Origin of the sequence: Streptococcus pseudopneumoniae, assembly GCF_001072665.1 — a bacterium.
Taxonomy (GTDB): domain Bacteria; phylum Bacillota; class Bacilli; order Lactobacillales; family Streptococcaceae; genus Streptococcus; species Streptococcus pseudopneumoniae_S.
This window is the reverse complement of record NZ_JVJI01000016.1, coordinates 90,736-103,083: the sequence shown is the minus strand read 5'-3', so window position 1 is coordinate 103,083 and position 12,348 is coordinate 90,736. Positions and strand designations below refer to the sequence as shown.

13 protein-coding genes are annotated in these 12,348 nt (G+C 40.7%); 5 read left to right on the top strand and 8 right to left on the bottom strand.

Annotated features, from left to right (window positions below):
• Window positions 1-117: 117 nt before the first annotated feature.
• Entirely contained in the window at window positions 118-948 is an 831-nt protein-coding gene (locus tag ADH52_RS01820) for a glycosyltransferase (protein ID WP_049509703.1), read from the bottom strand.
• 154 nt (window positions 949-1,102) lie between these two features.
• On the opposite strand from ADH52_RS01820, the gene ADH52_RS01815 reads away from it, so the two are divergent.
• From ADH52_RS01815 to ADH52_RS01795, 5 genes are all read left to right on the top strand, one after another.
• Window positions 1,103-2,269 carry a CynX/NimT family MFS transporter gene (locus tag ADH52_RS01815; RefSeq protein ID WP_049509701.1) on the top strand — a complete coding sequence of 389 codons (1,167 nt, stop codon included), beginning with the start codon at window positions 1,103-1,105 and terminating at the stop codon, window positions 2,267-2,269.
• A gap of 138 nt (window positions 2,270-2,407) precedes the next feature.
• Window positions 2,408-2,734 carry a PadR family transcriptional regulator gene (locus tag ADH52_RS01810; RefSeq protein WP_000273858.1) on the top strand — a complete coding sequence of 109 codons (327 nt, stop codon included), beginning with the start codon at window positions 2,408-2,410 and terminating at the stop codon, window positions 2,732-2,734.
• A complete protein-coding gene (locus ADH52_RS01805) occupies window positions 2,721-3,314 on the top strand; it encodes a DUF1700 domain-containing protein (RefSeq protein WP_049502586.1) in 594 nt (197 codons plus the stop codon). The genes ADH52_RS01810 and ADH52_RS01805 overlap by 14 nt, the downstream gene beginning before the upstream one ends.
• Complete coding sequence (locus ADH52_RS01800; RefSeq protein ID WP_049502585.1) at window positions 3,307-4,257, top strand: DUF4097 family beta strand repeat-containing protein; 951 nt, start codon at window positions 3,307-3,309, stop codon at window positions 4,255-4,257. The genes ADH52_RS01805 and ADH52_RS01800 overlap by 8 nt, the downstream gene beginning before the upstream one ends.
• Window positions 4,258-4,319: 62 nt before the next feature.
• Window positions 4,320-5,384, top strand: coding sequence for a DUF6574 domain-containing protein (locus ADH52_RS01795; protein ID WP_024057313.1), 1,065 nt, complete (start codon window positions 4,320-4,322; stop codon window positions 5,382-5,384).
• Window positions 5,385-5,448: 64 nt separating this feature from the next.
• Here ADH52_RS01795 and ADH52_RS01790 read toward each other — a convergent pair whose 3' ends face one another.
• From ADH52_RS01790 to ADH52_RS01760, 7 genes are all read right to left on the bottom strand, one after another.
• Window positions 5,449-6,309, bottom strand: a complete 861-nt coding sequence (locus tag ADH52_RS01790; RefSeq protein WP_004254919.1) for a DUF4299 family protein — start codon at window positions 6,307-6,309, stop codon at window positions 5,449-5,451.
• Window positions 6,310-6,430: 121 nt separating this feature from the next.
• Window positions 6,431-7,417 carry a rhodanese-related sulfurtransferase gene (locus tag ADH52_RS01785; protein ID WP_020902652.1) on the bottom strand — a complete coding sequence of 329 codons (987 nt, stop codon included), beginning with the start codon at window positions 7,415-7,417 and terminating at the stop codon, window positions 6,431-6,433.
• Window positions 7,418-7,548: 131 nt separating this feature from the next.
• The gene (locus ADH52_RS01780; protein WP_049509697.1) at window positions 7,549-7,845 is read right to left on the bottom strand and encodes a bacteriocin immunity protein; all 297 of its coding nucleotides are present in this window, start codon (window positions 7,843-7,845) and stop codon (window positions 7,549-7,551) included.
• A 55-nt stretch (window positions 7,846-7,900) separates the two neighbouring features.
• Window positions 7,901-8,590 carry a CPBP family intramembrane glutamic endopeptidase gene (locus tag ADH52_RS01775; RefSeq protein ID WP_023947356.1) on the bottom strand — a complete coding sequence of 230 codons (690 nt, stop codon included), beginning with the start codon at window positions 8,588-8,590 and terminating at the stop codon, window positions 7,901-7,903.
• Between the two features lie 232 nt (window positions 8,591-8,822).
• Window positions 8,823-10,307 (bottom strand): ABC transporter substrate-binding protein, encoded by a 1,485-nt coding sequence (locus tag ADH52_RS01770; RefSeq protein ID WP_023947354.1) that lies wholly within the window; start codon window positions 10,305-10,307, stop codon window positions 8,823-8,825.
• 104 nt (window positions 10,308-10,411) lie between these two features.
• Window positions 10,412-11,335, bottom strand: coding sequence for a carbohydrate ABC transporter permease (locus ADH52_RS01765; protein WP_000818353.1), 924 nt, complete (start codon window positions 11,333-11,335; stop codon window positions 10,412-10,414).
• A 13-nt stretch (window positions 11,336-11,348) separates the two neighbouring features.
• On the bottom strand, window positions 11,349-12,278 hold the full coding sequence (locus ADH52_RS01760; protein WP_001032152.1) for an ABC transporter permease: 930 nt from the start codon (window positions 12,276-12,278) through the stop codon (window positions 11,349-11,351).
• Window positions 12,279-12,348: the final 70 nt, after the last annotated feature.

The window sequence follows — 12,348 nt, the reverse complement described above, 5'->3', positions numbered from 1 at the left end:
CGCAGGCTGTACTTGAGTACGGCAAGGCGACGTTGACGCGGTTTGAATTTGATTTTCGAAGAGCATTATATTGTTATTATAACACTTTTTCTAAAGTTTACGATTTGCTACAATCTTTTACTTGCTTTTTCGTAACAGTTTCATAAAAATAAACTGTCGGACAAATCCGGGACAAAGGGCAACAACCATCTGAATGGCAACACTCTTGGCATATTCCATGTAAGAAATTTGTCCTCGCTTCAGCATGCGCTGACGAGCTTGACGATAGAGTTTGAGATAACGCAGTCCCCCACGACGCTCAAACATTCCTGCTCCAACACGAACCTTACACAAGATTTGATCCAGATTTCCAGTCTTAGCTCCTGCAGCAATCATATTGAGCCAGAGGAGGTCATCCTCCATATAAAGGCCATCCTCATAGTTGCCTGCCTTGAGAACCATGTCCTTCTTGAACATGACAGTCATGTGGTTAAAGGCACTTCTCATCCTTTGATAAGCTACAATATCTGCATGCTGGGTTGGAACACGACGGTAAGAAACAATCTCATCAGGATTGTCAATAAACTCTGCAATATGTCCACCTAATAGGTCGAGCTTCTCCTTCTCCATTAGCTGAACCTGTTTCTCAAAACGGTCTGGAACAGCTATATCATCCGTATCCATACGAGCGATGATGTCGTACTGACACTGCAAAACACCCTGTCGAAGAGCCAGACCCAAACCTTGATTCTGCTCAAGAGGGCAGCGTTTCACTGGAATTTCAGACTGGGCTTCCACCTGGTCTAATACCTGATAGAGCTCAGGTGTCAAAGGCCCATCCTCAACCAGAACTAACTCGCTCGGTTTCAGGGTCTGATTTTGAACACTCTCAATAGCATCCTTTAAAAATGTCGGATTTTCCTTGATATAGACCGACATCAATACGCTGATTTTTTGCTTTTCAGACACAGTTTTTCTCCAATATATAGATTTCCTTCCACTATTTTATCATAATTTTCAAGACTTTCCCATTTTTATCTTGAAAGCCAGAAACCTTACTTGACATTATAGGGAAAAAGCCTTAAAATAAGCTGTTATTAAAATCAGCTAGGAGAGGTAATATATGAAAAAGCAATCACTCTTTTTTGTTCCAGGTATTATACTAATTGGTGTTTCCTTGCGGACTCCTTTTACTGTTTTACCCATTATTTTGGGAGATATTTCGCAAGGGCTGGGAGTAGAAGTTAGTTCGCTTGGTGTCTTGACCAGCCTTCCCCTCCTCATGTTTACTCTCTTCTCGCTATTTTCTACCCGACTGGCTCAGAAAATTGGCTTGGAGCATCTCTTCACCTACAGCCTCTTCTTCTTGACTATCGGTTCTCTCATTCGACTAATCAATCTGCCCCTGCTCTATCTAGGAACCTTGATGGTTGGGGCAAGCATCGCAGTCATCAATGTTCTGCTTCCTAGTCTTATCCAAGCCAATCAACCAAAGAAAATTGGTTTTCTGACCACCTTATATGTAACCTCTATGGGGATTGCAACGGCTCTGGCCTCCTATCTGGCTGTGCCTATTACACAAGCCAGTTCTTGGAAAGGACTTATCATCCTCCTCACCCTGCTCTGTCTAGCAACTTTTTTAGTATGGCTCCCAAATCACCGCTATAATCACAAACTGGCTCCGCAAACCAAACAAAAAAGCAAAGCAAAGGTCATGCGTAATAAACAGGTCTGGGCAGTGATTGTCTTTGCTGGTTTTCAATCCTTGCTCTTTTACACCGCTATGACCTGGCTACCTACCATGGCTATCCATGCAGGCCTATCCAGTCACGAAGCTGGCTTGCTCACTTCTATCTTCTCTCTGATTAGCATTCCTTTTTCAATGACCATCCCAAGCCTGACAACCAGCTTGTCAACTCGCAACCGTCAGCTCATGCTCACTCTGGTTTCACTAGCTGGTGTTGTCGGCATTTCCATGCTCTTTTTCCCAATCGGTAATTTCTTTTACTGGCTTGCCAGCCATCTCCTCATCGGAACCGCAACCAGCGCCCTCTTCCCTTATCTCATGGTCAACTTTTCACTCAAGACAAGCGCCCCTGAAAAGACTGCCCAATTGTCTGGTTTGTCTCAAACAGGAGGCTATATCCTAGCAGCCTTTGGGCCAACCCTCTTTGGTTACAGTTTTGACCTTTTCCACTCTTGGGTGCCAGCTGTAGCTGCCCTCTTACTCGTCGATATCATCATGACTGCGGCCCTCTTTACAGTGGACAGAGCTGATAAAATCCTCTAAACTTCTAGTTTTGCCTAGAAGTTTTTTATATATAAAAATTTTACACATTTCTCTTGACAGGGCTTTCATTTAGATGTACAATGTATGTGTAGAAAAATTATATATAAAAATCTTACACATTAGAAAAGGAGGTTCCCCATGTACTTTCCAACATCCTCTGCCTTGATTGAATTTCTCATCTTGGCTGTACTGGAGCAGGATGATTCTTATGGTTATGAGATTAGCCAAACCATTAAGCTGATCGCTAATATCAAAGAATCTACACTCTATCCCATTCTCAAAAAATTGGAGGGCAATAGCTTTCTGACAACCTATTCTAGAGAGTTCCAAGGTCGCATGCGCAAATACTACTCCTTGACAAATGGTGGTATAGAACAGCTCGTGACCCTAAAAGATGAATGGGCACTTTATACAGACACCATCAATGGCATCATAGAAGGGAGTATCCGCCATGACAAGAACTGAATACCTGACTCAGCTAGAACTCTATCTCAAAAAACTGCCTCAGGCTGACCAAATTGAAGCCATGGACTATTTCAGGGAACTCTTTGACGATGCTGGAGTCGAAGGAGAAGAAGAACTCATCGCTAGCTTGGGAACTCCCAAAGAAGCGGCCCACGAAGTTCTCTCCAATCTTCTCAATAAAAAAATCAATGAAGCACCCGCTCAAAAGAATAACAGACAAATTTTGCATATCGCCTTGTTAGCTCTCCTTGCAGCACCCATCGGCATTCCTCTGGGAATCGCCATCCTCGTGGCTCTGTTCGGAATCCTTGTGGCTGCTTTGACTGTCATTCTGGCTTTCTTTGCGGTTTCTATACTAGGTATCATCGGCGGATTCCTATTTTTAGTTGAAAGTTTTACTGTCTTAGCCCAAGCTAAATCAGCCTTTATCTTGATTTTCGGTTCTGGTTTACTGGCTATCGGTGCTTCTTCACTAGTCTTACTAGGTATTTCCTATGTAGCTCGTTTCTTCGGTCTACTCATTGTTCGCCTGGTGCAATTTGTTCTTAAAAAAGGAAAGAGAGGTGATCATCATGCATAAATGGACAAGAGGATTTCTCATTTTTGGTGTGATGACTACTATTATCGGATTTATCCTGCTCTTTGTAGGTATCCAATCTGACGGGATCAAGAGCCTACTTGCCATGTCCAAGGAGCCTGTCTATGATAGTCGGATGGAAGAGCTGACATTTGGCAAGGAAGTCGAAAACCTAGAGATTACTCTCCACCAACACGCGCTGACCATCACAGACTCTTTGGATGATCAAATCCACATTTCTTATCATCCATCTCTTTCTGCTAACCATGATCTTATCACAAATCAAAACGATAAAACTCTGAGCCTCACTGATAAGAAACTGTCTGAAACTCCATTTCTCTCTTCTGGAATTGGCGGGATTCTCCATATCGCAAGCAACTACTCTCGTCGTTTTGAAGAAGTTATTCTCCAATTGCCAAAAGGGAGAACTCTAAAAGGAATCAACATCTCAGCAAATCGCGGTCAAACCAGTATCACCAATGCCAGCCTTGAAAATGCGACCCTCAATACCAATAATGGCTATCTCCTCCGAATTGAAGGAAGTCGTATCAAAAACAGTAAACTCACAACCCCTAATATCATTAATATCTTTGATACAGACCTTACAGATAGTCAGCTAGAGTCAACAGAACATCACTTCCACGCTGAAAATATCCAAGTACACGGTAAGGTGGAATTGGTGGCGAAAACAGACCTACAACTGCTACTTTCCGAAGAAGAAAAACAAAGAATCAACTTAGATCTTTCAACAAAACATGGTTCTATTCTTCATTTTGTGAGAGAAGGAAGACGTTCATTTAACAATAAAGAAAACAGAGATGAACATTTAAGCAATCCTTATAAAACAGAAAAAGCTGATGTGAAAGATCAACTCATAGCAAGGGCAGACCAATATATCTATCTACTCAAAGCAGAGGAACACGAGTCTTCTTCTAGAAATCGTTGACAAAAACGCTTACATTCGCTACTATGGAAGCATATTTATCTAACTAAAAAGGAGGTTCTACCATGAAACAAGAATGGTTTGAAAGTAATGATTTTGTAAAAACAACAAGCAAGAACAAACCTGAAGAGCAAGCTCAAGAGGTTGCAGACAAGGCTGAAGAAACGATAGCTAATCTCGATACGCCAATTGAAAAAAATACTCAAGTAGAGGAGGAAGTCTCTCAAGCTGAGGTCGAACTGGAAAGCCAGCAAGAAGAGAAAATTGAAGCTCCTGAAGACAGTGAAGCGAGAACAGAAATAGAAGAAAAGAAAGCATTAGATTCTACTGAAGAAGAGTCAGACCTTTCTAAAGAAACAGAAAAAGTCACTATAGCTGAAGAGAGTCAAGAAGCACTTCCTCAGCAAAAACCAACCACGAAAGAGCCCCTTCTTATCAGTCAATCCTTAGAAAGTCCCTATATCCCCGACCAAGCTCCAAAATCTACGGATAGATGGAAAGAGCAAGCGCTTGATTTTTGGTCTTGGCTAGTGGAGGCTCTCAAATCTCCTACAAGCAGTCTTGAAACAAGTAGCACACACAGTTACACAGCCTTCCTCTTGCTCATTCTGTTTTCTGCATCTTCCTTTTTCTTTAGTATCTACCACATCAAACATGCTTACTATGGACATATAGCAACTATGCATAATCACTTCCCTGAACAATTTGCTTCATTAAATCTCTTTTCGATTATCTCTATCCTAGTAGCAACAACACTCTTCTTCTTTTCATTCCTCTTGGGTGGTTTCGTCGTGAGACGATTTATCCACCAGGAAAAAGACTGGACGCTAGAAAAGGTTCTCCAACAATATAGTCAACTCTTGGCAATTCCAATCTTCCTCACTGCCATTGCTAGTTTCTTTGCCTTCTTTGATAGCCTGCGATTCACAGCCCTCTTGTGTGTGATTAGTGTTGGAATCATTCTGCTTGCCAGTCTCCATATCATTACAAGGCCAAGTCAAGCAAGTGAAACCGACTCCTTCTATCAGTTATTCTTGTCTGTCCTTGTGAACGGAGTCATTATCCTCCTCTTCTTTGTAGCTGAGGTAGCACTGATTGGGGATTACCTTCGTATCTTGGCCTTTCTTTAAACTTCAATCCTGTCATCCATGGCAGGATTTTTCTATGTCAAAAAAGCAAGTCACTTGACCTGCTTTACTCTTCTTGTGCTAATGCTTTAAAATCTTTGTCTAAGATTGGTTGCACTTCTAATTGATTGGCATCTAATTGGTGGTAAGATGCTGATGGTAATGACTCTAGGAATTTTGCATAGTCCAAGCGGGCAATGGCTTCATAGTCTTCTGGTTTAGAGCCGTCTCCTGTAATTTGAACCAAGTCAATCTCCCACTGAACTTCCTTATCCAGCAATTGCTCAATATAGGAAGCAGGAACAAATGGTTCTCTCGGTAAAACAGTCTTGACTCCTTGAGCCAGATGGTAAACACCGTGAACTTGTCCTTCTCCATCCTGATAGAAGGAAACTCTTGCAAAGTAAGCATCTGTCTCTTGAACTGCACGTACACGTGCTTCAAACTGTGCCAAACCATCTGCCTCTAAAAAGCTTTTCAAGTCCTCATGACTAAAGAAAACAGGATTAAAGATTCCTTGACAAATCGTAAAACGAGCTGCAGTGTCTGCTAGATAGGCTTGAATACTTGCTTGGAAATAAGCTTCAAAATCAAAACCATCTAGTCCTTCAATCTCAGTTCCTGTATAAGCAAGCAGGGCATCTAAAAATGACTTGATGATTTCCCAGTCTGTCTTCGTTAGTAGGTCAGGAAGATCAATACGGTAAGCCTTGTGATCATCAGCATAGCTAACTTTAAAGAGAAATTGTGATTGTCCCACTATCGCACACTCGATATACTCAAGACGGCTAAGAGGTTGACGGAGATAGACTGCATCATAGCTATGTGACTCCAAACCATCTAGCAAGGCCAAGATCGACTTGGCAGTCAAAATCTCTTGTTCTCCTAAAATGCTCTGTTTATTTGGAATAAAAAATGTTTTCGTCATAACTGGACTCCTTTGAAATCGTTTACATATAGTATACCTTATTTTCCTGAAAGATACAGAAACAAACTTTAGATTTTTTAGTAAAAAGCATAGAAAAACAGCCCCTAAGGACTGTTCAATCTTATACAGTAGCTGCTTGATCCAAGCTTTCACCGATAGCGGCTAGGCGCTCGACAACTTCAGCTTGTGTCAATTCATTTTCTGAAACATAGCGGTTACGTGGGTGAACACGGCACTCGTGTGAGCATCCACGAAGGTACTTGTCTTCATTTTCTTCTGATGTCAAGATACGACGGTTACAGAATGGATTTCCACAGTTTACATAACGTTCACATGGTGTTCCATCAAACCAGTCTTTCCCTACGATGGTTGGGTTGACATGGTTGACATCGACTGCGATACGCTCGTCAAAGACGTACATTTTCCCATCCCAAAGCTCACCTTGGACTTCTGGGTCTTTACCGTAAGTTGCGATTCCTCCGTGCAATTGGCCGACATCTTTGTAGCCTTCACGGACCATCCAGCCTGAGAATTTCTCACAGCGAACCCCACCTGTACAGTAAACCACGACACGCTTGTCCATGAATTTTTCCTTGTTATCACGGACCCATTGTGGCAACTCACGGAAGTTGCGGATATCTGGGCGAATAGCCCCACGGAAATGTCCTAGATCGTACTCGTAATCGTTACGAGTGTCAAGGACAACTGTATCTTCGTCAAGAAGGGCTTCTTTGAACTCTTTTGGAGACAAGTAAGCACCTGTTGTTTCAAGTGGGTTGATGTCGTTGTCAAAGTCGTTGTCTTCCAAACCAAGGTGGACAATCTCTTTCTTATAGCGAACAAACATCTTCTTGAAGGCTTGTTCATTTTCTTCGTCAATCTTGAACCAGAGGTCTTCCATGCCTGGGAGGCTGTGAACGTAGTCCATGTATTTTTGAGTTGTTTCATAATCCCCTGAAACTGTTCCGTTAATTCCCTCGTCAGCGACTAGGATACGACCTTTAAGGCCGATTGATTTACAGAAAGCCAAGTGGTCTGCAGCAAATTGCTCTGCATTTTCAATTGGAGTGTAAAGGTAGTAAAGTAAGACACGAATATCTTTTGCCATAAGATTTGTTCTCTTTTCTATTCTTAAATTTTCAGAATTTTTCATCTAACTATACTAGTATACCTGCTTGAGAAAGCGAATGCAATTTATTTGACTGGAAATTGTAGAAAAGTGCTTATCCCTGCACTTCATCAGTAACCATAGCGAATCGCAGATAATTCTCTCAATTTTTTGATTTGCCTAGCTTGACTTTCTGACAAACTTAGCTTGTTATCAATCAATACGCGCGCAAGGTCAACGTTCATTTGACTCAAAATAAATGGAGTAGAAGTCCCATCGTCCTTCAATCTTCTTTGATAACTCACTAACTGATTTTTCAAAGGAGTCAGTTGAGGCGTATCCTTTATATCTTCCAATAGATAATCTATGATAATCATGGCTTCACAACGTCTTTCGCTTCCTCCAGCAAACCATTTTAATGGTGTCATACTCATTTACCTCCTTAAGTTGAAAAGCTGTCATTCCTAACTCTCGCGCCAGTATTTACCCAAACACCCTCTGTAAAAAAGTCAGCAAAAATGGTAATGTTGCGAAAATATTATTAATCACATGCACCGCATAGGATGGATAAATGCTCTTGGTATAGCGGGTCAAACTAGCAAAGATGATGCCAGATGTTGCAAAGACGAAGATATCTAACAAACTAGGCAGGCTTGAAAAATGAGGAAGAGCAAATAAAATTGACGGAAGAAGCAAATCAAGGCCAAATCTCGAATGCTTAAAAAAGGCGTGTTGCAGTAATCCTCTATAGATTAGCTCTTCCATAAGTGGAGTCAGGAAGAACAAAGTTATATAGATACCTAGCTCAGCAAAGTTGGTCCCACTATAACCGATCAATACAGCCCAACCTTCAGCAGTTGACTGAACATGTTTAGCTGTCTGAACGTTAAAAGAGATCTGGAGCACTACCACTAATACTGTCAAAATCGAATACCAAAGCCATTTTTTTCTTGGAATGCGAAAGAGATAGCCATGGCCTGTCTTAACCAGAATCCAAATCATGACTCCGCTAAATAGCAAACTCAAGAGATTTTGAATCCAGACGAAATTGCCAATCTGGGAAGAAAATTGCCAATAATTTTGAACAATAAGCGTCAGCTGAGAAAGACCAAATACGAAAAATAGGTAAGAGAAAACTGCACTAATTTTGAATAGAAGTTGATACTTCTTCATATGAACTCTCCTTTGTAAACTCGAGACATCTCTAATATAAGCTATATTTTCCTAAATCCTTACTCCAAATCCTAAATGGTATTTGAGATTTCCTGAATGGTTAAACAGCGATAAGAAAACACAGATATCTATGCTCTCGTTTCAAAAAATCACTGCCTCCCCCAGATAAGCCTGAGGAAAACAGTGATTTAATTTTTAGGAATTAGGAATGAATACACGAAATCAATTGATCTTATGATTTTTTGTTTTTCAAGAATTCATCGTATTGTTTTTGCATTTCGTTCAATACTTTATCGTAAGCACCTTCAGATTTCAATTTTTCCATCAATTCTGGAATAGCTTTGTCTGGGTCTACAGTACCAGTGTTGATAGCTGTATCGAATTGTTGCATTGTGTTAGAGATTGCTGAGATTTCAGATTTCACATTGTCAGTGTTAAAGATGAATCCAAGTGCTGGAGATTCTTTAGCTTCTGCCAATTGTTTCTTAGAATCTGCAATTTGTTGGTCTGTAACGTTTTCGTTGATGTAAAGGATCCAGTTGTTACCAGTGTTCCATCCACCCATGTGAGTGTTTCCTTTGTAGCCATCAAGGACTTTAACACGGTTTTCTTTACCTTCAATTTTTTCCCAGTTCTTGCCTTCTGGACCATAAACAAGACCATTCAAGAGTTCTGGGTTAGTGTTCAAGAGGTTCAACACTTCCATTGATTTTTCTTTGTTCTTAGAGTTGTTTGAGATTACAAAGTTAGCAACTTGTGTTGTTTGGTTTTTCTTGATGAAGTTAGTGATTGGTTTGATTTGGATATCTTTGTTCGCAACACGTGAAAGTAAGCTGTTACCGTAGTCAGCTGGTCCTACTGTTTCTTCACGAACGAACCAAGTATCTTGTTGAAGGTCAAATGAAGTATCGCTTGTTGCTACGTCTTTTGGAATGTATCCAGCTTCATAGAATTTGTGGAGAGTCTTCAAGTGTTCTTTAAAGCGAGGCACTTCGTAACGGTTTACGATCTTAGTAGTGTCCCCTTCAAGGTCGATAACGAATGGAAGTCCATTTGGAACTGGGTAGTCAAAGTTATCAGATGGGATGAAGTTCTTAGTAACCGCAAATGGCACTACATCTGGAGCTTTTTCTTTGATTTGTTTCAAGACTGGTTCAAGTGTTTCATATGAAGTGACACCTGAAATATCGATACCGTATTTAGCAAGAAGAGTTCCGTTGAAAGCGAAGTTTTGAGATGATGCAACGTTGGCTGCAACTGGAACTGCGTAAATTTTACCGTTAATGCTGTTACCTTTGATGTAAGCTGGGTCAAGTGCTTTATAAAGCTCTGCCCCTTCTTTCTTATACAAGTCAGTCAAGTCAGCATAGGCACCTTTTTGAGCATTTACAACATAGTTAGATGCAAAGGCGATATCGTAGTTTTCACCAGATGATGTGATAACTGACATTTTCTTATCATAGTCACCCCATCCAAGATATTGGATATCCAATTTAGCACCAACTTTTTCACCGATGATTTTGTTAGCATTTTCTAGCAATTCATCCAAGTTATCTGGTTTGTCACCGATTTGGTACATTTTGATAACAGTTTTTTCACCTGAAGCTGAGTCAGCAGCTTTTTTACTGTTACCTGAAAGGTTTCCACAAGCAGCGAGACCAGCAGCCAAAGCGACTACGCTAGCAGATGCAAAAGCATATTTTTTCCAGTTTTTCATGACAAAAACTCCTTTTTTTTATTTTTAAACTTATAAACAATGTAATGATCTTAACTTCACGCAAGGGAAGTTTGGAAATGAGAAATGATTTTTCTCAACAAGCACTATTCTTTCACGCCACCGATAGTCAAACCTTTTACAAAGTAGCGTTGGAAGAATGGATACAAAATCGCGATTGGGAGGGTTGCCACCACAACCATGGCCATACGTCCTGTTTCTTTCGGTAGAGCAACTCCCAGTTGACCAGATAGGCCGACTGCTTTGGCGATGTAGTCCATATTTTGTTGGATTTGCATGAGCAAATATTGCAATGGATACAAGTTGTCACTCTTGATGTAAAGAAGGGCGTTGAACCAGTCATTCCAGAAACCAAGAGCTGTCAAGAGCGTGATGGTTGCGATACCTGGTAGTGACAATGGCAAACAGATTTGGAAGAAGATCCGGGCCTCACTAGCACCATCGATACGAGCGGATTCTAGAATAGCTTCTGGAATGGTCTTCTTGAAGAAGGAACGCATCAAGATGATGTTAAATGGTGAGAGAAGCATTGGAACAATCAAGGCCCAAACTGTATCACCAAGTTGAAGTAAACGAGTTACCACGATATAGCCCGGTACCAAACCAGCATTGAACAACATACTAAGAAGGGCAAAGATTGTAAAGAATCTGCGATACTTAAAGGTTGTCCGTGAGATAGCGTAGGCATAGGTTGTTGTGATAAAAACGTTTGTGATAGTCCCCACCACTGTTACAAAGACTGAGATGAAGAGGGCTTGGAGGATTTTATCCTTAAACTGTGCCAAAAATTCAAAACCGTCTAATCCAAATTGGGATGGGAAGAAGCTATATCCATTTTGGAGGATACTCTTTTCATCTGTTACCGAAATAACGATAACGAATACAAAAGGTAGGATACAAGAGAGGGCAACCAAACCAGAAATGGTACTAAAGAAGATATCTGCTTTCTTACTGAAGGAGTGAATGCCGACATTATCAATTTTTTCTTTTTTAATTTTCTTTTCTGCCATATTCTCCTCCTTTCTAGAACAAGGCTGAGTTTGGATCAACTCGTCTTGCAAGTAAGTTTGATAGGATAACCAGAATCAAGCCGACAACTGATTGGTAGAGACCTGCTGCTGAAGCCATCCCGATATCTGCTGTCTGAGTCAAACCATTATAAACATATACGTCCAAGACGTTGGTTACGTTATAAAGCTGACCAGCATTGTGGGGGATTTGGTAGAAGAGACCGAAGTCTGCACGGAAGATATTTCCGACTGCAAGGATGGTCAATACAGTTACCAATGGTGTCAACTGCGGAATAGTTACATTGCGAATTCGTTGCCATTTGCTAGCCCCGTCCACTGTTGCTGCTTCGTAGTAGGTTGGATCAATTCCCATGATTGTCGCATAGTACATGACACTGCTATATCCAAAGCCTTTCCAAATACCAAGGAAAAGTAGGAGATAAGGCCAGATACCCAAGTCAGCGTAGAAATTGATTTCCTTCATCCCAATAGATTCTAGGAAATGGTTGAATACCCCTTTATCAATGTTTAGGAAGGCATCTGTAAAGAAACTGATGATAACCCAAGACAAGAAGTAAGGGAACAACATAGAAGTTTGGAAAATCTTAACCATTCTCTTAGAACGGAGTTCACTGAGGATGATGGCAATCCCTACTGATACAATCAAGCCAATGAAGATAAAGCCGAGATTGTAGAGGACAGTATTTCGTGTGATAATAAAGGCGTCTTTTGAACTAAACAAGAATCTGAAATTATCGAGTCCGACCCATTTACTATTCACGATACTATCTATAAAACCATTACTGGTCATGTGGTAGTCTTTAAAGGCAACCACGTTCCCAAATACTGGAATGTAGAAGAATAGAATCAACCAGAGTGCCCCTGGTAAAACCATCAAGAGAAAGATCCAGTTGTCTCTCAAGGTTTTTGAAAACTTATTCATAATTTCCTCCCTTTTTTATTTTGATATCCATCTAAAAATTCCTTTTTAGATTTTTGATAACGATTACATT